At 35.8% G+C, this 25,228-nt stretch carries 24 protein-coding genes and 2 tRNA genes; 21 read left to right on the top strand and 5 right to left on the bottom strand.

Annotated elements, in window-relative coordinates; all coding sequences use genetic code 11:
* Positions 1-49: 49 nt before the first annotated feature.
* Positions 50-709: a YigZ family protein gene (locus HHT355_RS00910; RefSeq protein WP_103201582.1), complete on the bottom strand. Its 660-nt coding sequence runs from the start codon at positions 707-709 to the stop codon at positions 50-52.
* Positions 710-936: 227 nt separating this feature from the next.
* Here HHT355_RS00910 and HHT355_RS00915 point away from each other — a divergent pair, with 227 nt between their 5' ends.
* Positions 937-1,398, top strand: a complete 462-nt coding sequence (locus HHT355_RS00915; protein WP_158245849.1) for a VanZ family protein — start codon at positions 937-939, stop codon at positions 1,396-1,398.
* Positions 1,399-1,413: 15 nt separating this feature from the next.
* Here the strand turns inward: HHT355_RS00915 and HHT355_RS00920 are convergent, their stop codons facing one another.
* On the bottom strand, positions 1,414-1,599 hold the full coding sequence (locus tag HHT355_RS00920) for a DUF4250 domain-containing protein (RefSeq protein ID WP_103201584.1): 186 nt from the start codon (positions 1,597-1,599) through the stop codon (positions 1,414-1,416).
* A 114-nt stretch (positions 1,600-1,713) separates the two neighbouring features.
* Between HHT355_RS00920 and HHT355_RS00925 the strand changes: the two genes are divergently transcribed.
* Positions 1,714-3,042: a replication-associated recombination protein A gene (locus tag HHT355_RS00925; RefSeq protein ID WP_103201585.1), complete on the top strand. Its 1,329-nt coding sequence runs from the start codon at positions 1,714-1,716 to the stop codon at positions 3,040-3,042.
* Positions 3,043-3,192: 150 nt separating this feature from the next.
* Here HHT355_RS00925 and HHT355_RS00930 read toward each other — a convergent pair whose 3' ends face one another.
* Together HHT355_RS00930 and HHT355_RS00935 are read right to left on the bottom strand one after the other, a co-directional pair.
* Positions 3,193-3,450: a hypothetical protein gene (locus HHT355_RS00930; RefSeq protein ID WP_103201586.1), complete on the bottom strand. Its 258-nt coding sequence runs from the start codon at positions 3,448-3,450 to the stop codon at positions 3,193-3,195.
* Positions 3,451-3,474: 24 nt separating this feature from the next.
* Positions 3,475-5,586, bottom strand: coding sequence for a methyl-accepting chemotaxis protein (locus tag HHT355_RS00935; protein WP_103201587.1), 2,112 nt, complete (start codon positions 5,584-5,586; stop codon positions 3,475-3,477).
* A 316-nt stretch (positions 5,587-5,902) separates the two neighbouring features.
* Here HHT355_RS00935 and HHT355_RS00940 point away from each other — a divergent pair, with 316 nt between their 5' ends.
* From HHT355_RS00940 to HHT355_RS00960, 5 genes are all read left to right on the top strand, one after another.
* The gene (locus HHT355_RS00940; RefSeq protein ID WP_103201588.1) at positions 5,903-6,409 is read left to right on the top strand and encodes a hypothetical protein; all 507 of its coding nucleotides are present in this window, start codon (positions 5,903-5,905) and stop codon (positions 6,407-6,409) included.
* Between the two features lie 492 nt (positions 6,410-6,901).
* Positions 6,902-8,110 carry a S1C family serine protease gene (locus tag HHT355_RS00945; RefSeq protein ID WP_242967479.1) on the top strand — a complete coding sequence of 403 codons (1,209 nt, stop codon included), beginning with the start codon at positions 6,902-6,904 and terminating at the stop codon, positions 8,108-8,110.
* 383 nt (positions 8,111-8,493) lie between these two features.
* Positions 8,494-8,847, top strand: coding sequence for a hypothetical protein (locus HHT355_RS00950; protein ID WP_103201589.1), 354 nt, complete (start codon positions 8,494-8,496; stop codon positions 8,845-8,847).
* On the top strand, positions 8,837-10,015 hold the full coding sequence (locus tag HHT355_RS00955; protein WP_103201590.1) for a cation:proton antiporter: 1,179 nt from the start codon (positions 8,837-8,839) through the stop codon (positions 10,013-10,015). The genes HHT355_RS00950 and HHT355_RS00955 overlap by 11 nt, the downstream gene beginning before the upstream one ends.
* A 180-nt stretch (positions 10,016-10,195) precedes the next feature.
* Positions 10,196-11,464, top strand: coding sequence for an Ig-like domain-containing protein (locus HHT355_RS00960; protein WP_103201591.1), 1,269 nt, complete (start codon positions 10,196-10,198; stop codon positions 11,462-11,464).
* 85 nt (positions 11,465-11,549) lie between these two features.
* Here HHT355_RS00960 and HHT355_RS00965 read toward each other — a convergent pair whose 3' ends face one another.
* The gene (locus HHT355_RS00965) at positions 11,550-12,944 is read right to left on the bottom strand and encodes a L,D-transpeptidase family protein (RefSeq protein WP_103201592.1); all 1,395 of its coding nucleotides are present in this window, start codon (positions 12,942-12,944) and stop codon (positions 11,550-11,552) included.
* 353 nt (positions 12,945-13,297) lie between these two features.
* Between HHT355_RS00965 and HHT355_RS00970 the strand changes: the two genes are divergently transcribed.
* The 14 genes from HHT355_RS00970 to HHT355_RS01035 all read left to right on the top strand — a co-directional run bounded on the left by HHT355_RS00970 (position 13,298) and on the right by HHT355_RS01035 (position 24,926).
* On the top strand, positions 13,298-13,621 hold the full coding sequence (locus HHT355_RS00970; protein WP_103201593.1) for a hypothetical protein: 324 nt from the start codon (positions 13,298-13,300) through the stop codon (positions 13,619-13,621).
* Between the two features lie 354 nt (positions 13,622-13,975).
* A complete protein-coding gene (locus HHT355_RS00975; protein ID WP_103201594.1) occupies positions 13,976-14,482 on the top strand; it encodes an SEC-C metal-binding domain-containing protein in 507 nt (168 codons plus the stop codon).
* 185 nt (positions 14,483-14,667) lie between these two features.
* Positions 14,668-16,128, top strand: coding sequence for a putative glycoside hydrolase (locus tag HHT355_RS00980; protein WP_103201595.1), 1,461 nt, complete (start codon positions 14,668-14,670; stop codon positions 16,126-16,128).
* 56 nt (positions 16,129-16,184) lie between these two features.
* Positions 16,185-16,559: a TIGR04086 family membrane protein gene (locus HHT355_RS00985; protein ID WP_103201596.1), complete on the top strand. Its 375-nt coding sequence runs from the start codon at positions 16,185-16,187 to the stop codon at positions 16,557-16,559.
* A gap of 68 nt (positions 16,560-16,627) precedes the next feature.
* A complete protein-coding gene (rfbD, locus tag HHT355_RS00990; protein ID WP_103201597.1) occupies positions 16,628-17,509 on the top strand; it encodes a dTDP-4-dehydrorhamnose reductase in 882 nt (293 codons plus the stop codon).
* Positions 17,510-17,783: 274 nt separating this feature from the next.
* The gene (gene rlmB / locus HHT355_RS00995; RefSeq protein WP_103201598.1) at positions 17,784-18,524 is read left to right on the top strand and encodes a 23S rRNA (guanosine(2251)-2'-O)-methyltransferase RlmB; all 741 of its coding nucleotides are present in this window, start codon (positions 17,784-17,786) and stop codon (positions 18,522-18,524) included.
* Positions 18,525-18,552: 28 nt separating this feature from the next.
* Positions 18,553-19,200 carry an RNA polymerase sporulation sigma factor SigH gene (sigH, locus tag HHT355_RS01000; RefSeq protein ID WP_103201599.1) on the top strand — a complete coding sequence of 216 codons (648 nt, stop codon included), beginning with the start codon at positions 18,553-18,555 and terminating at the stop codon, positions 19,198-19,200.
* A gap of 20 nt (positions 19,201-19,220) precedes the next feature.
* Positions 19,221-19,293, top strand: a tRNA-Thr gene (locus HHT355_RS01005).
* Between the two features lie 46 nt (positions 19,294-19,339).
* Positions 19,340-19,414: transfer RNA gene (locus HHT355_RS01010), tRNA-Pro, on the top strand.
* Positions 19,415-19,933: 519 nt separating this feature from the next.
* Positions 19,934-20,941: a methionine ABC transporter ATP-binding protein gene (locus HHT355_RS01015; RefSeq protein ID WP_103201600.1), complete on the top strand. Its 1,008-nt coding sequence runs from the start codon at positions 19,934-19,936 to the stop codon at positions 20,939-20,941.
* Complete coding sequence (locus HHT355_RS01020) at positions 20,942-21,601, top strand: methionine ABC transporter permease (RefSeq protein ID WP_103201601.1); 660 nt, start codon at positions 20,942-20,944, stop codon at positions 21,599-21,601. It abuts the gene before it with no gap.
* A 54-nt stretch (positions 21,602-21,655) separates the two neighbouring features.
* Complete coding sequence (locus tag HHT355_RS01025; RefSeq protein WP_103201602.1) at positions 21,656-22,582, top strand: MetQ/NlpA family ABC transporter substrate-binding protein; 927 nt, start codon at positions 21,656-21,658, stop codon at positions 22,580-22,582.
* A 220-nt stretch (positions 22,583-22,802) separates the two neighbouring features.
* Positions 22,803-23,915 carry a DUF3810 domain-containing protein gene (locus tag HHT355_RS01030; RefSeq protein WP_103201603.1) on the top strand — a complete coding sequence of 371 codons (1,113 nt, stop codon included), beginning with the start codon at positions 22,803-22,805 and terminating at the stop codon, positions 23,913-23,915.
* 159 nt (positions 23,916-24,074) lie between these two features.
* Positions 24,075-24,926 carry a cell wall hydrolase gene (locus HHT355_RS01035; protein ID WP_103201604.1) on the top strand — a complete coding sequence of 284 codons (852 nt, stop codon included), beginning with the start codon at positions 24,075-24,077 and terminating at the stop codon, positions 24,924-24,926.
* Positions 24,927-25,228: the final 302 nt, after the last annotated feature.

Consider the following 25,228-nt stretch of genomic DNA (forward strand, 5'->3'; position numbering starts at 1 on the left):
TAATCGGACAGGCACCGAAAATAAAGCGGCAAATTCACAGCATGGGTTTTTATAGAAGATGTACTTGTCCTTCAATAAGGGCATAGTATGTCTTTTTTATTTCTGCAGCTTTTAGTGTTCCGTTTGACAGATCTGCCAGCTTTTTTTGAAAAGCATTAACTTTATCTGCAGGTATTATAACATCAAGCGCTACAGTATCCGTATAGTCTGATGAAAGTATATGATAATTTTCCTGACCAAGATAGTATTGGATTTTACCGACAAGATTATAGTCGGTTATAAGCCGCATATGGACCCCCGGCTCCTTACTTATGATTATACTGTTATTTAGACCTTCTATTGTAGCTGTCTGGTATGCTTTTACCAAACCGCCGGTACCAAGCAGGGTTCCTCCGAAATAGCGGGTTACCACCACAACCAGATTGGTTAATTCTTTGGCGATAAGGACATCGAGCATGGGCTTGCCGGCTGTTTTGCTGGGTTCTCCGTCATCGGAACACCGCATTACGGGATTTTTTATACCTATTATATACGCATAGCAGTTATGGGTTGCATCCCAATATTTTTTCTTTAACTGCTGAATAAAATCAAGAGCTTCTTCTTCGGTTTCCGCTGGACTGACAGTTGCTATAAATCTTGACTTTTTCATTATGATTTCGCCTGTACCGCCTTGGTATATGGTTTTATATGATTCCAGGGACTGATCCATTTTATTTCCTCCCAAAATTTTTTCTTGCTTAATTATATCAGCAGCATCTGATATAAGCAAGCAGGCAGAAGCTTATGACCTTACGGTGGGAAGTAAAGCATATATTTAAGGCTGGCCCTAACTGGGGTATATTACTGCCTGATTAAGGGAGATTAAAACATATGTTTGAATTTTACCCGCCATATGGTATAATTCACTTTAAAGAGTGCGTAAACGGGAGACTAATTATGAAAAGAATCCTTTACTTTATTCCTGCTTTATGTATGATGATTGTTATATTTGCTTTTTCGTCAAAGCCGGCCGATATTTCCGGAAAAAGCAGTATGAGAATAGCAAATAAGATCTATTCGGTATATGAAGGTATTACCGGCAGGACAAAAACTGAAGAAGAAAGGCTATATGAGGTAGAAATTTTGGATCATATAGTGAGAAAAGGAGCACATGTTACGGAGTTTGCCTTGCTTGCCGCAGCTTGGGCCTGGCCGTTATCAAAGTCCGGTTTAAAAGGCATAAAACTGGCCCTGACTGCAATAGGTTTAACCGTACTTTATGCTGCATCCGATGAGTATCATCAGACTTTTGTTCCCGGAAGAAGCGGAGAAATAAAGGATGTGTGTATCGACAGCATAGGTGCATTGATTGGGTATTTTGCTTTTAATGCGCTGGTTTTTATTCGAAGCAAAAGATAAATTGCCAATAGTATATCAGTCTTTTTGGATAAACTGATTTTTTACGCTATCATAAACGTAGCCGATGGATGCCAGGGAAGATGTAAGTTCTTCATAATCCGCATGAAGGCTTTGGCATAAATCGTCCAATGAATGAAACTCGTTTCTTAATTTTGTGTTGATGTAACTTAAGAGAATATATGGATCTTTAGGGAGATTCATTTTATCACCTCTTTTTAAATACACAACTTGTTTTATTAATTATTATTATGCACATTATCCTTAAAATTGCAATATAAATGGACATTTACTTTAGTATAAACGGGAGGTGGCATTGTGGATTTATTTGATTATATGAGAAACAATGCTCTGGAAAAGGAAGCTCCTTTAGCTTCCAGGCTTCGGCCGCGAACTCTTGATGAGGTGGTTGGCCAAAAACATATTATAGGCAAAGATAAGCTGCTTTATCGTGCCATTAAAGCGGATAAATTAAGTTCCATAATATTTTACGGCCCTCCCGGGACAGGGAAGACCACTCTTGCCAAGGTTATTGCCAATACGACAAGTTCCATATTTATGCAGTTAAATGCAACGACATCAGGCAAGAAAGAAATGGAGTCCGTAATAGAAGAAGCAAAGAGTAATCTGGGAATGTACGGGAAAAGAACAATCCTGTTTATAGATGAGATTCACAGATTCAATAAAAGCCAGCAAGATTATTTGCTGCCATTTGTTGAAGACGGTACAATTATCCTGATAGGTGCGACTACCGAAAATCCTTATTTTGAGGTAAATTCAGCCCTTATTTCCAGATCTATTATCTTTGAACTCAAACCTTTGGAAAAGGAAGACATCAAGATATTAATTACCAGAGCAGTTACAGATGAAGAACGGGGGCTAGGGGCTTATAAAGTAAAACTCCATGACGATGCCCTGGACTTTTTGGCTGATATGGCCAATGGGGATGCAAGGACTGCCCTCAATGCCATAGAATTGGGGGTACTTACAACGGAGAGGTCTGATGACGGATATATTCACATAACATTGGAGGTAGCCTCCGAATGTATCCAGAAGCGCCCAATCCTATATGATAAAACAGGGGATAATCATTACGATACCATATCGGCATTCATAAAGAGTATGAGAGGATCCGATCCTGATGCGGCCGTTTACTATCTGGCACGGATGTTGTATGCGGGAGAAGATGTGGCTTTTATTGCAAGAAGGATTATGATATGTGCCGCCGAAGATGTAGGAAACGCCGATCCGAACGCTTTAGTTGTTGCGGTAAGTGCTTCTTTGGCAGCGGAAAGGTTAGGCATGCCAGAAGCTCAGATAGTACTTTCACAGGCAGCGATATATGTAGCATCTGCACCGAAAAGCAATTCGGCAGTCAAGGCAATAGGAGAGGCAATGAGAGTAGTTGAGACTGTAAAGACGGCATCCATTCCCCCTTATCTTAAGGATGCCCATTATAAGGGAGCTGAAAAACTTGGGCATGGAATAGGCTATAAATATGCCCATGATTATAAGAATAATTATGTCAAGCAGCAATATCTGCCGGATGAAATCAAAGACTATGTATTTTATGTTCCGTCTGACAACGGTTATGAGAAAACCATTAAAGAATATTTTAAGAGAATAAAAGAGGAAGCAGAGGTTTAATCATATATAAAGAGCCAATTAAAACTGCATTTAGTTTATAAGAAGAAATATGATTAATTGAACATTTTTTGATGAGGGTATCAATTATATAAAATAAGATTAAAGGGGTTGCCGCATAATATGTGGCAACCCCCTTTTTAAATTGGATATTTACTCGTTTTCGCTATTGTCAGTATCTTCAGGATCATTAAAATTATAATCCTTTATATCCTGTTTTTTATACACCCGTTCATAGACTGCTAAAAATAAGTGTATCATAATGGGGATAATTACTGTGCAAAAAGCACTTGCCATAAATAATCCCGGTGCCTTATCCGAGGCAAAGATAGCTAAAAGCAAGGTTACTAAATACAGAGACAATATAGCTATGATACCGATTATGGCACTAATTCTTTTTACTTTGTTCATATGTTACCTCTTTATTATAATGTTTTATACCGTAAATTTCTGTATTTCCTTGGCTAGATTATCAGCATAGGTGTCCAGGCGCACAGCGGCTTCATTAAGGCTTTCAACAGAACGCAGCTGATCGTCTGAGGTCTGGCTTACGTTATTGGAAGCAGCCGCAATTTCTTCCAGTACGGCAGATATATTTTCAATAGCTGCCAAAGTTGTAACTCTAGTAGTATTTATACTGTCAACATTATCGGATATTTCCTGTAAAAATACAACCAATTTTTCAACACTTTCATTAATTTCCTGATAGGAATCGGTTGTATTTTTTACTGCACTTTCCTGAAGTTTAAGGGCATTTTCAACATTTCTTGCGGTTTCAACCAGATTTTTGGTGTCTTTTATTATACTGTCTATAATTTTCTTAATATCGTTGACTGACGATTTGGATTGCTCAGCCAGATTTCTGATCTCATCAGCAACTACTGCAAAACCTCTGCCGTATTCACCTGCATGGGAAGCTTCAATAGATGCATTAAGTGACAGCAGGTTGGTCTGGTTGGCTATATCGTTAATAACATTTATGATTCTGTTGATTGATGAAGATTTTTCGGCCAGTTTTTCTATTTCACTGATTATGCCCTTAGTAATGGAAATTGTGGAAGAGGTCTGTTTATTCAGTTCGTCGGATACAACGGTTCCTTCTAGTACCCGTTGTTTAGTATTTCCTGCAATCTGGCCTATTTCCTTAGTATTTTCACTTACTACCTCGATCTTTTTGCTCAATGTGTCCATCTGAAGCAAGCACTGTTCGGCTTCAAGTGCCTGTGAGTTGACGCCTTGTTCAATTTCATTCATGGCCCTTGATATATCTTCGGAAGATTTTAAAAATGCCTCGGAAGCCTTTGACACTTTGGAAGACGACTGTGATACTTCCAAACTCAGGTCTTTTACCTGCTGGATTAGTTTTTTCATATTATCTATTGTAGTCTGCAATTCTGTGGACAGGGCTTTAAATTCGTCTTTTCTGTTGGCAGAAAATTGAACCGTAAGGTCGCCTTGAGCAGCTTTTCTTAATGCTGAATTTATTTTGCTGATAGTATTTTTTATGTCGGTGGATAACAGTGCTGCGGTAAGCAATGCAATAAAGCAGGCGATTACAACTATAACAAATGTAGTACGTCTGATATTGTTGGCTTGTCTGTTTATTACTGACAAAGGAGTCAGTGAACATACCATAGCTCCCGTGTCGCCTACTTTTGAGTAAATGAAAAGATAAGGCTTTCCTTTATAGGTTACGTCGTATGAACCGGAAATATTTTCAGATGCTACGGCTTCCTGATAAAATGTTTGGTTTGTAAATATTACATCATCCGAAAGAGGCGCTTCTTTCTTGGACATATCTATTATTTCACGCCCGTCGGGAGTTATTAATCCTAAAAATCCGGAAGCATCAAATGATAAATTTGCAAGGATGTTCTTAACCGTATCGGCTTTTACTTCTATAATGAGAACGGAGTCTAAGCTACCTAATAATCTGACTAAACGAATGGAATAAACATCATGGTTTGTCTGAAGTTTTTCATCCAGATAATCGTCCTGGCCATCCCATAAAATATTAAAAGGATTTTTCAGTAAATACTGGCCGATTTCGGTTTCTGAAAATTCGTCAAAAAAAGTATCACTGATTTGAATCTTTGTAGAAATAATTGGTTTGGCTTTACTTGATATTATGTAAATATTTTTGATAAACTCGTCAGATGTGAGTCTTGCTGCAATAGATTTTGAAGTGGTATTCTTCAGGTTCATCAGTTCAACAACATCGCCTTTGTTTTGCAGATATTTTGTAAGATTATTATCGCTGGCATATTGGTTGCTGGTAGATTTGACATTGTCAAAACCAAATCGTAAATATTCCGCAGCCATATTAATGGAGTCGGCTGTAGACTTTTTGTAATTGCTTATAATTCCCGAAGAAGCCAGATTATATGACACAATTCCGAGCAATATAATACAAAAAACCGGAATTAAGAACATGGCAATCAATTTTGATCTTAATGATGTAAATAAACCCCCATTGTTTGAATTTACCAACTCTTTTTTGAAATTGCGAAAAAAAGATGTTGATTTTTCATAAAACTTTTTAAACATTACTTTTCCCCCTAAGCAATAATTATAGTATAGCCCCTTTTTGTGTAAGTAATTATAACATTATACACAATATGATTCAATAGAACATAATATAAAGGTAATTTGGTGCATAATTTTGTCAAAATAAGATGTTTTTTATTATACCCATCTGATTTGGTAAAGTGTTTAATTTTAAACTTTACTGAAATTGTCATATGGGTGTAATATGGTAATAAATAAGTTGATATACACTTTATAATGTAACAGATAAGGTATTTATTAACTATAGGAAATTTGTTGTAATTTAAGAAAATAAGTCGAATATTAGGAGGTATTTATGAATTCCGAATTCCGAAAGCCTTTTGAGTATAGAGAAGATAATAAAGGACTATTGATATTGTTTATAATTATGATACTTGGCATAGACCCTTTGCAGTCTTTATCTTTTGCATCCCAGGAGTACAAGTATATGGGGCATATTCCTATACTAGGAGTATTGTTTTTTGTTATAGGAGGTATATTTATTCTTTATACGATTTATACCGCTGTTGTAGTATTCAGAATGAAAGAAAATTTTTCTTGCGCAGCCAAAAAATATATAATTATAAGAACCCTTTATTCTGTTTTGAATTATTTAATTATATTTTTTAATATATTAAAAAAGGAAAATTTAATTGGAAATTCGGCAGATCAATATGAGTCGTTCGGCAAAATGATTGTAGGTGAATTAGTTGTTCCTTTGCTTTATATATTATCATTCAGTTTAGCATGGTATCTGTATTTTACTTTTTCAAAAAGGTGCAGGAATGCTAAGATGCATAAGGATATGAAAGATAAAACATGATGGTGAAATAATATATTGAAATGTGAAAAGAAATGTGAAAATTTCTTGAAAAATTAAATTTCGATATAAATGTTCAATAAATCATGCCGATAAAATGTATAAAATATAATGATTTCTAAAATCATACCAGTTTAATTTTATAAGATATGTTCATATTTAAGAGTATGATAATATAAATGCTAAGTTATGAAGTATGTAATAATGTTTATGTCTGAATATTCATGCAATATCTATTTGTTAGGCACTTTATATTGACAAAAATTGTATAATTTTATAAAATTTGAGTATAGCTTCCATAAATGTATCATAGGCGTTTTAACATTCCTTTTAGCTGCTAATGCATTCGCGCGAGTATTTGTTTAAATTTAAAAGGAGGTTTAAAACGCTTTATTATATTTATTGCTTTAAGAGTACATAAACTTGGGACATTATATGATTTCATTTTATTCTTTATTCATTCCCGTATGCAATAACTCGTTGGAGGTGATAAGTGTGTTTGATGATCGATTTTTAAATTACGAAATATCAAAAAAGAATAAGAGAAAAAAAGCAGGAAGTATTTTGGGAACGGTTTTTTTGCTGATTGCCAGCTGCCTTATGACAGGCTTTATTACAGGAAGAGCAATATATACGAAGCTATCCGATGAGATTAAAGAACTAAGAGTAAAAACGCAACAGAAAGAATATATTATATCAGATTCAGATATTACCCTCGAAAATGCCCTGCTGCTTGCCACAGACGGGGAAATGTCAGTAAAAAATATTGCAAAAAAAGTCGGACCGTCTATTGTCGGTATAAGAATGGTAACAAAAAGCCCGAGATATTGGTATTCCACAGATGAAATGACCGAATCTGAGTATGAAGGATCAGGCATTATAATAAGCAATGACGGATATATTATGACAAATTATCATGTGGTACAGTATGCCGATCCTAAAAATTCACTGAGCAAAAATACAACATTGGAAGTTTTTCTTTCGGATAAGCAGCAGGCAGCGGCTAAATTTATAGGTGGGGATTCAAAAACCGATCTGGCTGTAATAAAAATTGACAAGAAAAATCTTCCGGCCGCAATCTTGGGCGATTCGGACGAACTTGAAGTAGGTGAACTGGCAGTTGCAATCGGTAATCCGTTGGGGCTGGAGTTTCAGGGTACCGTAACTGTAGGAGTAATAAGCGCCCTTAACAGGACAATAAATATAAATGATAAAGTCCTAAATTTAATTCAGACTGATGCCGCCATAAATCCTGGCAACAGCGGTGGAGCCCTGGTTAATTCCAAAGGGCAGGTTATAGGTATCAATACCGCAAAAATATCTGTTAGCGGTGTGGAAGGACTGGGGTTTGCCATACCTATAAACGAAGCTAAGCCTATTATTGATCAGCTTATAATGTTTGGTTATGTAAAAGGAAGACCGTTTATAGGCATAAGCGGAAAGGAAATCACTGAGCAGTTATCCCGCTATTACGGTTTGCCGGTAGGAATTTATATTGTTGAAGTTGTTCCAGGAAGCGGAGCGGAAAAAGCCGGTATTAAAAACGGAGACATACTTATTTCCCTTGCCGGGAAAGAAGTCCGTACTATGACAGAACTGGACAAAATCAAAGAAAATTATAAAGCAGGAGATACGGTAAAGGCGGTTGTAGTAAGAAACGGCAAAAAAATTACTCTTACCCTTACTTTTAGTGAAGAACAGTAGATTTAAAATTACTTAAAACATAAAGAAATATAAGAACCTGCCGCTTTATAAAAAGCCTGGCATTAAATGTGCCGGGCTTTTTTAGATACGCTCAGGATTTACATAATATAAAGGCTTATAATACGTTTATCAGGAATTATCGCCAAAGCTTCGGAAACAGAAAAAATGAATATAGGCTTAATCTATGGTCTGTTACCTTAGCGTATAGTAGTGGGAAGTGTATCATAAGCATGGGTTTATTAGTTAAATCAAATGATTATTTATTCATTATAACAAAAAAATCGGTATCAAATTTGAAAAAATTGGTCTCTATTAAGATTGAATAATAAAAAGTACAGTTTTATAATTAATAAAACAGGATTTGATTGGAGGATATTTTTGTTATGAGACTCTTTTTTTATGTACTGAATAAGACAGAGTATCTGGATACTCTGCTGGATGAGTTTGCCCATAACGGTATTAATGGGGCAACCATTATTGAAAGTACAGGTATGGCGAAAATTTTAAGCAGTAAGTATGACGAAGATGAACTGCCGTTTTTGGCATCCTTACGTAACTTTCTTAACCCGGAAAGAGAAAACAGTTATGTAATATTTATGATTATAGAAGATGAGCAGCTTAACAAAGTAGTTGATATTATAGAAAATATTGTTGGTGACCTAACACAAGACAATAACGGAGTAGTATTCAGCTTTCCAATAGATTATGCAAAGGGGATAAAGAGAAATGGAAAATGAAGTAATATTTGACGTGGCACTCCTTCTTATATCGGGAATTCTGTTTGGCAGGTTAGTTAAAAAAATAAAATTGCCTAATGTGACTGGCTACTTGATAGCCGGTCTTTTATTGGGACCTTCTGTATTAAATATTATTTCTGCAGATATGGTGGAAAATTTTAATCTTATATCTGATATAGCGCTGGGTTTTATAGCATTTTCTATAGGAACCGAATTTAACCTGAAGTATTTTAAGAAGGTAGGAATCGCGCCTATTTTAATTGCAACAACGGAATCATTTGGGGCTATAATTTTTGTTTTAGGGGCCCTTGTACTGCTGGGATTTGATTTAAAACTGTCGATTATGCTTGGAGCTATAGCTGCCGCTACAGCGCCTGCACAGACTATAGCGGTCATTAACCAGTACAAAGCAAAAGGTTCCTTGACATCAATGCTGATAAGTGTTGTAGCTATTGATGATGCAACGGCTTTAATCGGATTTGGCTTTGCCACAGCAATTGTTAATATGATGAGCAGCCAAAAGAATTTTAACCTTCTTTTAGCTTTGCTTTCTCCTTTTTATGAGATATTAATATCTTTTGTAATTGGCGCATGCCTAAGTTTTATAATGAAATTTATGTTCCGCTGGTTTAAAAAACCTTCAAACCGCTTATGTATTATAATTTCATTTATTTTATTTACTTATTGGACATCTGTAATGTTAGGCGGCTCTCCGCTGATGGCATGTATGACATTGGGAGGAGTTTTGGCAAATATATTCACTGATATCAATAAAATTGTCGAAATCACTGAAGCCTTTAACCCTCCGATTTTAATGCTGTTTTTTGTGGTATCCGGGGCAGGTTTCAAGATTTCTGCTCTTAAAGGTATCGGAATTATCGGTGTTGTTTATGTAGTGGCAAGAGTCATAGGAAAATGCCTTGGAGCCTGGTTTGGCGGTGTTGTTACAAAACAGGAAGAAAAGATTTGCAAATATCTTGGACCTACCTTGATGCCTCAGGCAGGAGTGGCCTTGGGACTGGTTGCAGTGGCAAGCAGGATTGTCCCTGATTATGCTGCTCAGATAAGAGTTATAGTCCTTTGCTCTACATTTATATATTCTATTATTGGTCCCGCCGTATCAAAGGCTTCACTGGTAAAAGCCGGCGAAATTGTAACTGATAAGTAAAAGCAAATTTAAATAAATATAACTGAGATTACGGTACATTAGCTAAAATTGCTTTTTAATACATAGGATTTACGTTTAATGGCACAAGTTTGACATATTTTTGCTTTATAATAATACAAAATTAATCAAATTATGAAAAATATTTAAGGAATGTAAAAATAATACCGAGGAGGAAACCGGGTGAGGGTACAGAAGGGTATAGCAATAATTTTAACTGTTTTGATTTTAAGCCCATGCTTTTATGGCAGCTATAATTTTATAACATATTCAAAAGCAGCAAGTTTTGATGAAATTAATCATCCGGATGTTTTTTTAAAGCAGGTAAACGGAGATATGCAGTGTACCTTAGTAGCTGCCACTATGTTGATACGAAGGGCTGCCATTTTGACTGGAAATCCAAATTGGAAAGATATAACGGTAGATAAAGTAAAAGTACAGGCTTGGGTTGACGGGATAGGTCTGAAATATACATTTACATATGCCGGTATTACCGTAAATAAGGCCAAATTCGCAAATGATCCGGTAAATGAATCGATTGCATTATTACAACAGCATCCGGAAGGCATTGTTTTGTATCACCAAAACCGTAAACCCAGAGCCCATGCAATTTTATTGACGGACTATACGGACGGAATATTTTACTGCGCCGACCCTTCTGATGCGGTACCCTATGGCAGAATTCCTGTGAGTCTTGGACTGGTACAGGTAGAGAATGCGGATTCTTATTATTATATATCAAGTCCTTCTATTCCTTCATACATATATCCGTATACAAATGAAGACTCAATAAGCGAAAACAATAATGCAAATGATAAAAGCGTATATAATGAAAACAGCGCTGTAAGTGAAAATATTGAAAAAAATAATAACGGCGTAAGTATTGACACAAATTTATATGATGAGAATACTATTTCACCTGTAACGGATATTTCTTTGTATGAAGCCCAATTATCCAGGGCAATATTTTATTATGACGGGAATGTAAAGAAGCCGACAGTAAAAATACCCGGCTTGACCGAGAACATTGATTATACGGTTTCATATATAAATAATATTTATCCGGGAACAGCAACAGTCGTAATTGTCGGGACGGGGAATTATTCCGGATATATAATAAAAAATTTTGAAATCAGACAAGCCACAGTTTATGATTATTTCAATGATATAAATGTTGCTGTATCAAAAAGTTCAATTAAAGTAGGAAAAACTGCCAAAATAGAACTTTCTTTGCCGGATGCTCTTACTGCAGTAAAAGATTTTAGTATTGAAGAACAAAACGCTGTCTATGAAGTAAAGATAAGTTATTCATCAAGTAACAGCAAAATCGCAAAAGTTAATTCAAACGGAAAAATAACCGGCAAAAAGAAAGGCACAGTAAAAATTAAAGTAACAGCAGAGTTGGCAGACGGAACAAAGAAGGAATTTACATTTAAAATTAAAGTGAAATAAAACTATTGATAACATAAATCAACCCACTGCTTTTTTGCAGTGGGTTGTTGCTGTTTAATCCGAAATAGGGTTACTTATAAAGTTATTATTCCTCATAGACTACTACGGGAGTTCCTTCTTCTATATTTTCAAAAACAGTTTTAGCCAGATATAAGGGGGCATTAACACATCCATGTGAGCCGTTTCTAAGGTAAATGTCACCGCCAAACCGATATCTCCACGGGGCATCATGCAAACCGATATTGCCGAAAAAGGGCATCCAATAGGTTACTTTTGCTTCATAACCGGGCCCGGTTAAAGTGGCATTCATTTGCTTGTAATTTATCATATATACACCAAGTACAGTGGCGTGGCCCCTGTTAGGATTTCCGGTAACTACAGGCCCCTGGACTATCATTTTTCCGTCTTTATAAAACCACAGATGCTGCTTTGTTATATTGATTTCTATGTAGGTGTCTCCTATTTCGTTGCCATATCTGGAAACAGCCTTTTGAAGGTATGCAGGTTCTTTTTCAATTTTATCCCCTTTTTTAATATGATTGATTAACGCTTCTGTTTCTGCATTCCGGTCGATTTTCCAGCCGTACAGACCACCCTGCAATTCCGCTATTTTACCGGTAGAAGTAAGAAAAGTCCGTTTAATGCCTACGGTATCGTATTTCTTACTGAGTTCCCGAACATAAGCCGCCACATCATTATTGTTTATAATAACGTCTAAATTTTCATCAACTTTTAGCCATTTATGTATGGACGCTGCATCTAAAGTTTCTGTATCTTTACCAAACCGATATGTTATTTTTGCAGAAACATATTTATCTAAAAGGTTTTTTGTTTTAATAGTCTTTTTAGAGCTTGCGGTATACTTCGGTTTTTCGTAGCAGTTCATTTTATCCAGGTCTAAAATGCGTTTTCCTTCGGATATGTATTTTATAAGGGCTTTTTTAAGGTAAAATTTATTTATTTTATTGCCGTCTATTTCTTTGATTATTTCATAGGAACCGTTGATATATTTAAAATCTACGTTACGGGGGTTTATTATTTCTCTGTTTAGGCAATTTAGACGGTTAATCCTTATGTCGAGAAGTTCAGCGTTATAAATAAAGAGGTCTTTAATGTAAAACTTGCTGCTTTTAAATAAAGAGCTTAACCACATAAAAGGATTTTGGATACACCAAATCCTATGTAAGGAAATGCCGTTATTATATTTCATTCCGATTTCATGGCCGGTTATAACTTCTGTTTCTCCGCTTCGTTCTATTATAAGGATGTCATATTCCCTAATATACTTACTTATAATATTTGAAAAATTCCGATGAGCTTTTAAAGACACATTGACACCGTTTATTTCGGTACGGAAAAGAAAATGATTGATAAAGTACAGAGAGATAAGCAAGTATAAGCCAATAAAAGAAAAGAGTATTATGAAGAGGTTTCTTTTGATTTTTCTTTTACTTAAAACCATTATTCTAACCTGCTTCATATCCGGTTACCTGCTGGTATATTTCAATTATATCATAATATGTTCGTGTTCCAGGATATATAACCGGATTTATATAAGCATATCACCTGTTAGTAAAAGGATAATTTTAATTAGAGCTATTTGCATTTTTTCTGCGGGCATTTTGCTAAAATTAAGATTGTAATTTCAAATTACAAGGTGAGTATAAAATAAGCTTTATAAGTTTAAAAATTTTAAAATAATTATTTATCGCAATAGAATCTATTGAGTAATAAAAATTATTTAATTTTATTGAAAAATAAAGTAAAATATAGTAAACTTATGATGGAATAAATTAGAATTATTAAACAATAGACTGCAAAGGTAGTGAGGTTATGTTTTCAGAATTAAAAAAATTACAAAATATTTTGATATTTTTTTCAGGTTTAAGTGTATTATTTTCACTTATATCAGCTATTTTAGTGTTTGATAACAGACGTTTTTTAGAATTTGATGGATTGTTTTTCATTTTATGTTGTCTTATAGTTCTGGTGCCAATCGGCTTTATAATTCTAACTGTTGCTTTAAACAGAATAGTTAACGCACTAATTTCAAGAGAAATGTCCTTAATTGAACGTATTAGAGAGATTGAAAAAGAACAGGAGAAACAAGCCGAATCATTGACAGATAACAAAAAGTCAGGCGCTTTATCAAAATAAGGTTATTTAAAAAAATAGAAATAATTATAAGCATAAATAACAACCCACTACGCCTTTATGGGATATGAAAAAAGTCCGGCACGCCATTGTGCCGGACTTTTACAAAAAAGGGGAGGATAAGTATTTACTTGTCTTTAGTGCCCATAATTGGAGGGGGAGTCCAATTATGAAAAGAGCATACGCATTTTATCCTATACAGAATATTCTATATAAGGACATTACTATTATGATACAGTTTTTCTTTATTTATACATTGAAAGAAATTTTTTTTAAAATTTTTTAATATTGGATATTGTAAGGTTTATATGATATAATTACTGACTATAAAATACAGTACTAGGGAAGGATGAAATTATGGGTCTACTTCAGGAATGGAGAGATTATGCTTATGCCTATGATATGAACAGCAGAGCTGGTCAGATGTTCTGGGCAAACTATTTTAATATTGAAAAGGAAATATATAAAAAATTGCTTGCCAATCCGGACAAGGTGTGGGAAGGAACCGTTGAAGATCTGGCAAAAGAATTTGGTACAGACCTTAAACTTTTTGTCGGATTTTTGGACGGTATAAATGACAGCCTGGTAACTCCTAACCCTATTGAAGAGATGGACAAGGATACGTTAGTCAGCTTAAATTATGATAAAGAAAAACTTTATTATAATATGGTAGCTGCCAAAGCCGACTGGCTGTATAATCTGGAAGAATGGGATCAGTTGCTTACCGAAGAACGCAGGAAAGAGCTTTACAGAGAACAGAAAAGTTCAGGAACTGTTGTAAAAGGAAAGAAAATCGGTAGAAACGATCCTTGCCCCTGCGGCAGCGGCAAAAAATATAAAAAATGCTGCGGTCTTAATGCATAATAAAATATTTTACATCAACAATAAAGGATAAGCATCTGTTGTATGCCTATCCTTTTAAATTTTTATACTTAAAACTTTACCGCACCATAAGTCATACAAGCGGATGTCCAAACTTGACTAACCCAATATATGGCTTTATCATATAATTATTGAAAGTTACCATAAGAAGAAAACGGAGTAAAAACATGAGAAAAAAGAACGAAATTAACATGTATATAGATTATAAAAAAACTTACCGCAAAAGAAGAAGGGGTTATAATACATTTCTGGGGGTTATAATTGTTTTTATTCTTGCTGTTATTGCTGGTCTTGGCACCTATTATGCCATCAGGATTAAAACAGGAGGGGAATATAGCCTAAGAAAAAACAGTTCTTATGAAGCAAATAACGGATACGCAAAGAAAATATCTGAATTGGAAGCGGATAATACCGATGACTATTATTTAGTCAAAGATAATGCCGATTCGGTTAACGGCAAGGATGAAAATATCAATGAAAAAAATCATGTTGACCAAATGAATAATAAAGATGAAGCTAGCGATATAAAGCAGGATAACAAACAGGCGGATAATACGGAAGGTAAAAATAAAGACAATAAGCCTGAAAACGGAAAGGAAAGTAATGAAGTTTATAGGGAAGATGACCCGAGAAAATCGGTAAAGGTTAAGGGAATTTATGTTACATCCCTGGCTATTATGTATAAAAGGGATCAACTGATTGAAATAGCCGATTCAACCGAAATAAATGCTATGGTAATAGATGTAAAGGATGATAACGGCAGGATTACGTTCAACATGGAAAATACCATGGCTCATGATATCGGTGCAACCACCAATACCATCCATGATATAGCTGATTTAATGAAACTTTTTGAAGAAAAAAACATTTATCCTATAGCCAGAATAGTTGCCTTTAAAGATCCGTATTTAGCCGAAAATAAACCGGAATATGCCATTAAAAACAAGGACGGTACAATTTACCGGGACAATAACGGAGAAAGTTGGGTTAATCCTTACAATAAAGAAGTTTGGGACTATCTGATAGAAATATCAACAAAGGCAGCGGAAGTGGGTTTTAAAGAAATACAGTTTGACTATATCCGTTTTTCGACAGGTAAGGGTATGTCTGATGTCGATTTTGGACCACTGGCTGAGGAAAAAACAAAAGAAGAAATTATTCTTGAATTTACAAAATATGCATACGAAAAGCTAAAGCCTTTAGGAGTATTTGTATCGGCGGATGTTTACGGAACTATTATAAGCAGCACTATTGACGCAAGCCTGGTAGGTCAGAATTATGTGGAAATGGCCAGATATCTGGATTATATTTGTCCTATGATTTATCCGTCTCATTTTGCGGAAGGCAATTATGGGGTAGAATATCCGGATTTAGAACCGTATCAGATTATCAGGAAGGTTCTTATGGTATCCAGGGAAAAATTGGAGCAAATACCCGAAGGGGAACATAAAGCAATAGTAAGGCCCTGGCTGCAGGACTTTACCGCTTCATGGATACGGAATTACCAGGTTTATACAGGTAAGCAGGTCCGTGAGCAAATTGAGGCTGTATATGCTTCAGGGTATAGGGAATGGCTTTTATGGAATGCGGCAAGCAACTATTCTGTGGACGGATTGTATGACAGATGAATATTTTGGACTCCTTGTTAATATATTCTATTAGAGGATAAAACAAGGGGTGTAAAATGAATAAGGCAGTTACTCAAAATAAAAAATTTATTTACGTTTTGGAAGGGTTGCTTTTTTCCTATATTATTACTGCAATTTTGCTGTTGATAGTTTCATTTTTAATGCTAAATTTTGAGCTTTCCGGTTCCGTAATAAGCGGGATAATTAATGTAACCTATATAGTATCAACTTTTATGGGAGGCTTTTTTGTAGGAAAAAAGACCGAGCACAGAAAGTTTATATGGGGATTGGTTGTCGGCGTATTTTACTTTATCATTTTGATGCTGGTTTCGTTGCTGATGAACCGGGTAGGGCCTCTTCCTATCGGCAGTCTTATTACTGTGTTTATTATTACAGGTCTTGGCGGCATGCTTGGCGGTATGATAAGTTGAAAACCGTTGTATTTTAATACGAAATTGTTTATACTATGATATATTATGGAGAAATTTAAGGAGCACATATGAAAAAGATTCTTATTACCGGCGCTTTGGGGCAGCTGGGACAGGCTTTATATGAGCTTTTAAAACAAAAAAATGAATATCGGTTATACCTTACCGATTCCCATGGAAGTGACGACGGGCTTATAAGAAAACTGGACATTTCTGATGAAGTTTCCGTAGAATATGAGATTCAAAGTACAAATCCCGATATTATAATAAACTGTGCGGCTATGACCGCGGTAGATTTATGCGAGAAAGAAAAGGAAATGGCATATAAAATTAACAGTCTTGGGCCCAAGTATCTTGCTATTGCAGCCGAAAAAACAGGAGCAAAACTTATTCATATATCTACAGATTATATATACGATGGACAAGCCAAAACTCCTTATACGGAAGAAGCCAAGGCTAACCCTATTAATGTATATGGGCAAACCAAACTGGCAGGAGATAATTTTGTCCTTAAGTACTGTAAAAAATCTTTCGTTCTTCATACAGCCTGGCTTTATGGAGAAGGGAAAAATTTTGTAAAAACCATGCTGAGAATGGCAGATGAAGGCAAAAGAATCCGGGTGGTATCGGATCAGATAGGTTCACCGACCAGTGCTATGGAACTTGCCCGGGTTATTCTGTTCTTAATGGAAACTGAAAGTTACGGGAAATACCATGCCACCTGTGAAGGCAGTACAAGCTGGTACAGGTTTGCGGTGAAAATATTTGAACTGGCAGGACTGAATGTTGAAGTTGAACCGATATCCAGTGACGAATATCCTACACCTGCAAAGCGTCCGGCTTATTCCGTTCTGGACAATAAAAGGCTTAGGGAAGAGCACGGATATTATATGAAGGATTGGATTGATGCTCTACAGGAATATATGGACAGATTAAAAGAAAAGAATTTATAAAGGAATTTAAAAATATCAGGATAATATTAAAAAGATATTTAATTTAAAAAGATATAGATTTTAAAATGATAATAAGGATAAAAAATACCAGAGTATTTAAAGATTAAAAGATATGTACGCAAATTTTTTGCTATTATACACATTTATAAAAGCATATAGCTTCTATTTTATTTACAAGAATTTATAAGTTATTTGCAGTTATAACCGGATAAAGATTTGAAGTTTGTGCAAAATACTACTGAAAATAAAATCCTTAAAGTGAAAGGTAAAATGTATGAGGTACGAAGAATCAGTTATAGAAGGAAGAAATGCGGTTTTTGAAGCAATACGTTCGGGGAAAACCATCGATAAGCTTTTTGTTTTAAAGGGCAGTGATGACGGGCCTATAAGAACCATTGTAAGTAAGGCAAAGAAGGCAGATACTGTTATATCCTATGTGACCAAAGAACAGCTTGACCGGATGTCACAGACCGGAAAGCATCAGGGAGTCATTGCATATACGGCAGCTTATGAGTATGCAGAGATTGAAGATATTTTAGAAGCGGCGAAAGAAAAAGGGGAAGACCCTTTTATAATATTACTTGACGGTATTGAAGACCCTCATAATCTCGGTGCTATTATCCGTACCGCTCATCAGGCCGGTGCCCATGGCATTATCATTCCGAAAAGACGGGCTGCAGGGCTTACAGCCACAGTGGCAAAGACTTCAGCCGGAGCCGTTAACTATCTTCCGGTCGCCAGGGTAACGAATCTTTCGGCAACTATTGAAGAACTTAAAAAAGAAGGCCTGTGGTTTGTGTGTGCGGATATGGACGGAGAACTGATGTATAATCTTGACTTAAAAGGTCCGATCGGTCTTGTTATAGGCAGCGAAGGCGAAGGAGTAGGCAAGCTGGTAAAGGAAAAATGCGATTTTGTTGCCAAAATACCTATGTTTGGGCAGGTAGACTCATTAAATGCATCAGTGGCGGCTGGAATACTGGCTTATGAAATAGTAAGGCAAAGGATGAGTTAATCTTTTGGGCCATAAAGGAGCTGATAGTATGAAAACAGATATGAAATACAGTGCCATGCCCGATGAAGAAGTTGTCAGCCTTATTCAGGCAGGAGATAATCAGGCTATGGATTATCTTTTTGAGAAATATAAGCATATAGTAAGGAATAAGGCTAAAGCTTTGTTTCTGATCGGCGGAGATAAAGATGACCTTATTCAGGAGGGAATGATAGGGCTATATAAGGCTATCCGGGATTTTCAAAATGATAAGCAAAATTCATTTTTTAGTTTTGCCGATATGTGTATATCAAGGCAAATTTACAGTGCCATAAAGGCATCCAACCGTAAGAAAAACATTCCTTTAAATACATATATTTCCCTGTATACACCACTTTCTGGTGAAAACGGAGACGGTGTAGAAAAAGAAACACTGGTTGACATAATTTTTCAAGAAAAAAGGTCAAATCCTGAAGATTTAGTTATTGACAAAGAGAATACAAGTATGATAGAATATGAACTCGTAAGGCGCTTGAGTGATTTAGAAAAGAGTGTGTTAAACCTGTATATGCAGGATATGAAATACACACAGATTGCCGAAGTACTTGGTAAGGAACCTAAGGTAATCGACAATGCATTAACCAGAATTAAGACAAAACTTAATCAGGTTCTGATTGATCTTGAAAAGCAAGATACTTAGGCAGTCGTAATAAAAAAGATGCTGTTGTAGCTCAGACGGTAGAGCACCTCATTGGTAATGAGGAGGTCAGCGGTTCAAGTCCGCCCAACAGCTTTATCCGTTCTTTCCTTTAAAATTGAATAAGGCAAAAACGGAATATCGAGGTGTGGCTCAGTTTGGCTAGAGCGCTACGTTAGGGACGTAGAGGCCGCAGGTTCAAATCCTGTCACCTCGATTTTTTTATGCTTAAATACGCCCATTTAATTTGGCGATATGCTGTAAGAATAGGATTGCATTGGTTAAGCCGAAAGACATGATAAAGAGCTTTTAAAAAAATATAATGCTATGCGGAAAATATGGATGCATAATTATAAATTTTATAAATAATGTATTGACATAATATAATTCATACGTTATACTACCAACAAACATATCTGATTACTTGGAATTATTCAGAAGTTTCCAGGAAAGGAGCAAATATAGTGAGAACATCAGTCATCGTCATGTGCAATATGTGTGACATGTGCGGTATGTGTAATATGTATGACATGCCATATAAAATATTGCGCTCTGATAGATGAATGTGGTGTTTTCATAATAAGAAGATAGACATCTTGTAATAATATTATAGATAATAGTTATGAAAACCGACAGGAGGCTATCAGCCGTCCTGTTTTTTTTAAGCTGGCATATGAATGCAGTTAAATAATTAGGGATAAGGAACGGTTTTACTAAAGTTTGCGAGGTGGGAGTCATGGATAATCGAACTCCGATAATTGAACTTATCGGTCTTGGTAAAATTTATAATAATAAAAATAGTTCGGTTAGAGCTTTGGAGGATATCAATTTAAGCATATATGAGGGAGAAATATTCGGTATTATCGGACTTAGCGGGGCAGGGAAAAGTACCTTGGTTCGATGTATAAACTATCTGGAAAGGCCCACGGAAGGGAAAGTCATTTTTAACGGAATTGATTTGTCAAAAGTCAGTGAAAAAGAATTACTGAAAATCAGACAGTCAATGAGCATGATATTCCAGCAATTTAACCTTTTGATGCAGCGTACGGCATTGCAGAATATTTGTTTTCCTCTGGAAATAGCCGGTGTACCAAAGAAAGAAGCAAGAAAACGGGCTTATGAACTTTTGGAGGTTGTCGGACTTAAAGATAAAGCAAAAGCATATCCGGCACAGCTGTCAGGTGGGCAAAAACAAAGGGTTGCCATAGCAAGAGCTTTGGCTACAAATCCTAAAGTTTTATTGTGTGATGAGGCAACAAGTGCCCTGGATCCGACAACAACAAGGTCAATCCTTAACCTTCTTAAAGAAATTAATCAAAAACTGGGAATTACCGTTATTGTTATTACCCACGAAATGAGTGTTATTGAGGAAATTTGCAGCCGTGTTGCCATAGTCGACAAGAGTCAAATTGCTGAAATAGGCACAGTGGAAGAAGTATTTATGAAGCCCAAGTCTAAGATTGCAAAACAGCTGGTCTTTTCGGGTGCCAATCATATTGAAATATTTGAAGGAAAAGATAAACTCAGGATAATATTTGACGGACGGACTTCTTTTGAGCCTGTAATTGCCAATATGGTATTGGAATGTAAGACTCCGGTGAATATATTATTTGCCGATACAAAGGATATTTACGGTAAAGCTTACGGTCAAATGGTTATTCAGCTTCCTGACGATGAAAGCGGGAAGAAAAGAATATATGCTTATCTGGAAACCCATAAAATACCGTTTGAGGAGGTGATCTAGATGTTTACCAAGGCTATTATCAATATGATAGGAAGAGGAATACTGGAAACTCTTTATATGACATTCTTATCCTCTTTTTTGGCCTATCTCATCGGGCTTCCTTTGGGGATTTTATTGGTTATAACGGATAAGGACGGGATTAAGCCTTTTATAACACTTAATAAAATCCTGGGTGTGTTAGTTAATCTGATCCGTTCTGTTCCTTTTGTTATTTTGCTGGTTGCCCTAATGCCGTTTACCAGGGCGGTTGTAGGAACCACCCTTGGCCCCAATGCCGTTGTTGTTCCTTTAGTAATCGGCTCGGCCCCTTATATAGCCAGGCTGGTTGAATCTTCATTAAAGGAAGTGGACAGCGGCGTTATCGAAGCTGCACAGTCTATGGGAGCATCACCTTTTCAAATAGTATTTAAGGTGTTAATTCCGGAAGCTAAACCGTCCCTTATTATGGGAGGAGCCATAGCGGTGATAACTATTCTAAGTTATTCGGCTATGGCAGGATTTGTCGGAGGAGGGGGACTTGGTACAATTGCCATTAACTACGGTTACTATCGCTATAAAACGGATATAATGTTGGTAACCATAGCCTTAATGGTATTAATTGTCCAGGGAATCCAGGAGATCGGAGCCAGATGGATGAGGCGTACCGATAAAAGATTATAAGTAGCATATAAACTATATAAGGTATGGGAGTAAATAATTAGAGGAGGTAAGAGGATGAAAAAGATCAGTTTAGTATTGTTTTTATTAATTTTTGCGGCTGTACTTGCAGGCTGCGGTACAAAAGATAAGAAGGACACCACCAATCAGCAAAACAATACAGTTAATGAGAATACGCAAGATAATAAAGAAGATACAAAAGAAGATGCAAACGTAGATAATAATGATACAGGAAATAATAATACAGCCGAAAAGAAAAAGATTGTAGTTGGGGCCAGCGTTACTCCCCATGCCGAAATTTTGGAAGTTGCAAAAGGTATTTTGGCTAAAAAGGGCTATGAACTTGAAATAGTTGAGTACAGCGATTATGTACAGCCTAACCTGGCTTTGGATTACGGTGATCTTGATGCGAACTACTTCCAGCATCAGCCTTATTTGGATAACTTCAATGAAGAAAGGGGCTTAGACCTTGTATCCGTAGCAAAAATTCACTATGAGCCCTTCGGTTTGTATCCCGGAAAGACTAAAAAGATAGAGGATTTAAAAGACGGAGCCTTGATTGCCGTACCCAATGACGGAACCAATGAAGCCAGAGCTTTGCTTCTGCTTGAAGCTCAGGGGCTCATTAAGCTTAAAGAAGGCGCCGGCATGGACGCAACAATTACCGATATCGTAGAAAATCCGAAAAATCTTGAAATAATTGAAATCGAAGCTGCTCAGCTTGCCCGTTCATTACAGGACGTTGATATGGCGGTTATAAACGGCAACTATGCTATTCAGGCCGGATTAAATGTATCTAAAGATGCTGTAGCTGTAGAAGCTCAGGATTCACTGGCAGCTGAAACATATGCCAATATTGTTGCCGTAAGAAGAGGCGATGAAGACAGGGAAGAAATTAAAGCTTTAGTAGAAGCCTTAATGAGTGACGAAGTAAGAGACTTTATCGAATCAACATATGAAGGAGCAGTCGTACCTAAGTTTTAATACTGTGTATAATACGGCCGGGACCCGTAAAAACGGGTTCCGGCTTTTTTACGTCAGGTACTGATATCGTTTGACTTATAAATACAGCTATAACTGTGACGGCCTTTATGATTGTGCCAACAATTACATAAATCTATTGAGGCCGGTTTTATTGCTAATAAGGGGATAATATGTTACTATAAATTACGGGGACTGACCGTATGAAAGGGGAGATTCTTAAGTGAAAGAGCTGTCTAAATTAAAGAGAATTTATTTAATATTATTGACGCCATTGTCTTTGATTTTGATACTTTTTGCCAGAAAGAGCGCTTTTTTTGCGGAGCAGATATATGCGCTGCGCATTTATAAATATATCTCCCAGTTTATTTCCATTATTACAGGTATTTTGCCCATTTCCTTAGCAGAAATTGCGGTTATAGCCTTACCGGTAATTATTATAGTTTTGATAATTAGATTTATTTATCGTATCCTTACAGATAAGGACAGATGGAAAATATATTTAGCCAGGGCAGCCATTAATGTAGGCGTTGCCGGAAGTGTTTTATTATTCTCATTTACTCTATTGGGTGGACTTAATTATTACCGATATCCTTTTAGTTATTATTCTAATCTTGAAATAAAAGAATCTTCTCTTGAAGAATTGTACGGACTTACCAAATATCTTGCTCATCAGGCTAACGATTTAAGAAGTAAAATTCCCATGGAAGATGAAAACGGTATTTTTAAGCTGTCCGTAAGCAAATATAAACTGGCCAGGGAAGCTAATCAGGCTATGAGGAAACTTTCGGGAAAATACCCTGTTCTAAGCGGCAGATACGGACAACCAAAGCCCTTGATGTTATCAGCCTTAATGTCATATACGGAAACGACAGGTATATTTATTCCGTTTACAGTGGAGGCCAACGTAAATGTCGATATTCCCGATTACTCCATCCCTTTTACCATGTTGCATGAACTGGCCCATCAAAGGGGATTTATGAGGGAGGATGAAGCAAACTTTATCGCTTATCTTGCCGGTATAAGTTCGGAAAATACAGAATTAATGTACAGCAGTGTCATGCATGCTCTTATAACAGCAGGAAACGCCCTGTACGGACAAAACGTGGATATGTATTTTGAAATCAGGGATATGTTTTCTTTAGGGGTTGTAAAAGACCTAAGGGCCAACAATGAATATTGGGCAAAATATGAAGATACGGTAGTCAGTACGGTTTCCAATAAGATTAATGACACCTATCTTAAGGCAAATGCACAGGTTGACGGTGTAAAAAGTTACGGCCGTATGCTGGATTTACTGCTGGCAATGTATAGGACACAACAGGATTCAAATTAAGGAAAAACAGAATAAACATTAGGAATATTGTATAAAAAACAGCCTTAAAAATTTAGGGTTGTTTTTTTTATCAGATATGTTATAATTTATTACGTATTTGTTAACAAAGTATTATGAATATTCCAAAATTGTAACATTTAGATTTCTGAGGAGATTACTATGAATATCATAAAGAAATTATGCATTGTAACTATCGGAGTATTGCTGATTACAATCAGCTCTAATTCTACGGTACGAGCTTCTGAAATAGGATATTCAGAAAATACCGATGAAGTAATTCTTACAATTGATGAAGAATCTTCTTTAGCGGAAGAACCTTTGGATGCAGAAGAGAATTTAGAAGAAATAGCAGATGCGGATTATGAATTGTCTGAAGAAGAAATAGATTTGGACAAATATGAAATATATGTGGATGAGCAAGGGCAAGTCTACTATATTGAGAAGAAAACAGCAGATTCCGATAGTGAAAGCGAAAAAGCAATACAAGAGAATAACGAGAAAAATGAAAAATCAAATTCTGCAAAAAAAGAAAAGAATAAAAATCAAACCGAGAAGCCTTCTTATAGTGAAAAAGATTTAAGACTTTTGGCATGTCTTATTTATGCCGAAGCAGGAAATCAATCCTATGAAGGAATGCTTGCTGTGGCCAATGTGGTTTTAAACAGAGTAAAAAGTCCGATTTTTGCTCATGTAAATACTATAGAAGAGGTTATTTACGATAATAAATGGGGCGTTCAGTTTAGTGTTATTGTGAAGAATAGCAAGACAGGAAAAAGTATCCTTGATAAGGCGTTTGAATGTTATGATACAGGTAAATTCCCAGGGAAAAATCCGGAAGCTGAAAGAAAATGTATGAACAGAGCTATTAAAGCTGCTAAAGCGGCCTTATGCGGTGAAAACAATATAGGTGATTTTCTGTATTTCAGGGCAAATAACAGCAGTGCCGCAAGTATAAAGAAAAAATATGATTACAAAATTATTGGTGACCATATATTCTACCGAACGAAGTAAAATACATATGTAAAGTCCCCTAATTTAAAAAGCTCCTAAGCAGGTTGTAAAAACAAACTGCTTAGGTTTTTTTATGCCTAAATTTTGAAACTTTCAGAGATATACGAAAAAGTTTGAAGGATAATATAAATATATTTATATTAATGGTGGATAAAATTTAGAAAATGCCGATATATAGTATAGTAGAAAATATACTTTGATATTTAGTGATATTGTGTTATTATAATACATATTATGCTATTATTTTAAATAAAAGGAAGTACGTTTTTAGGAGAATATGGCAAAAAAGCATAATTGATCGG

Source organism: Herbinix hemicellulosilytica, assembly GCF_002904165.1.
Classification (GTDB): Bacteria; Bacillota; Clostridia; order Lachnospirales; family Lachnospiraceae; genus Mobilitalea; species Mobilitalea hemicellulosilytica.

Excerpts from the sequence above, each read along its gene's own strand:
- HHT355_RS01015 (WP_103201600.1), top strand. The coding sequence starts at position 19,934 with ATGGATAATCGAACTCCGATAATTGAACTTATCGGTCTTGGTAAAATT.
- HHT355_RS00935 (WP_103201587.1), bottom strand. The coding sequence starts at position 5,586 with ATGTTTAAAAAGTTTTATGAAAAATCAACATCTTTTTTTCGCAATTTC.
- sigH (WP_103201599.1), top strand. The coding sequence starts at position 18,553 with ATGAAAACAGATATGAAATACAGTGCCATGCCCGATGAAGAAGTTGTC.
- HHT355_RS01025 (WP_103201602.1), top strand. The coding sequence starts at position 21,656 with ATGAAAAAGATCAGTTTAGTATTGTTTTTATTAATTTTTGCGGCTGTA.
- HHT355_RS00950 (WP_103201589.1), top strand. The coding sequence starts at position 8,494 with ATGAGACTCTTTTTTTATGTACTGAATAAGACAGAGTATCTGGATACT.
- HHT355_RS00985 (WP_103201596.1), top strand. The coding sequence starts at position 16,185 with ATGAATAAGGCAGTTACTCAAAATAAAAAATTTATTTACGTTTTGGAA.
- HHT355_RS00955 (WP_103201590.1), top strand. The coding sequence starts at position 8,837 with ATGGAAAATGAAGTAATATTTGACGTGGCACTCCTTCTTATATCGGGA.
- HHT355_RS00915 (WP_158245849.1), top strand. The coding sequence starts at position 937 with ATGAAAAGAATCCTTTACTTTATTCCTGCTTTATGTATGATGATTGTT.
- rlmB (WP_103201598.1), top strand. The coding sequence starts at position 17,784 with ATGAGGTACGAAGAATCAGTTATAGAAGGAAGAAATGCGGTTTTTGAA.
- HHT355_RS00965 (WP_103201592.1), bottom strand. The coding sequence starts at position 12,944 with ATGAAGCAGGTTAGAATAATGGTTTTAAGTAAAAGAAAAATCAAAAGA.
- HHT355_RS00940 (WP_103201588.1), top strand. The coding sequence starts at position 5,903 with ATGAATTCCGAATTCCGAAAGCCTTTTGAGTATAGAGAAGATAATAAA.
- HHT355_RS00910 (WP_103201582.1), bottom strand. The coding sequence starts at position 709 with ATGGATCAGTCCCTGGAATCATATAAAACCATATACCAAGGCGGTACA.
- HHT355_RS00970 (WP_103201593.1), top strand. The coding sequence starts at position 13,298 with ATGTTTTCAGAATTAAAAAAATTACAAAATATTTTGATATTTTTTTCA.
- HHT355_RS01020 (WP_103201601.1), top strand. The coding sequence starts at position 20,942 with ATGTTTACCAAGGCTATTATCAATATGATAGGAAGAGGAATACTGGAA.
- HHT355_RS01035 (WP_103201604.1), top strand. The coding sequence starts at position 24,075 with ATGAATATCATAAAGAAATTATGCATTGTAACTATCGGAGTATTGCTG.
- HHT355_RS00920 (WP_103201584.1), bottom strand. The coding sequence starts at position 1,599 with ATGAATCTCCCTAAAGATCCATATATTCTCTTAAGTTACATCAACACA.
- HHT355_RS00980 (WP_103201595.1), top strand. The coding sequence starts at position 14,668 with ATGAGAAAAAAGAACGAAATTAACATGTATATAGATTATAAAAAAACT.
- rfbD (WP_103201597.1), top strand. The coding sequence starts at position 16,628 with ATGAAAAAGATTCTTATTACCGGCGCTTTGGGGCAGCTGGGACAGGCT.
- HHT355_RS00930 (WP_103201586.1), bottom strand. The coding sequence starts at position 3,450 with ATGAACAAAGTAAAAAGAATTAGTGCCATAATCGGTATCATAGCTATA.
- HHT355_RS00975 (WP_103201594.1), top strand. The coding sequence starts at position 13,976 with ATGGGTCTACTTCAGGAATGGAGAGATTATGCTTATGCCTATGATATG.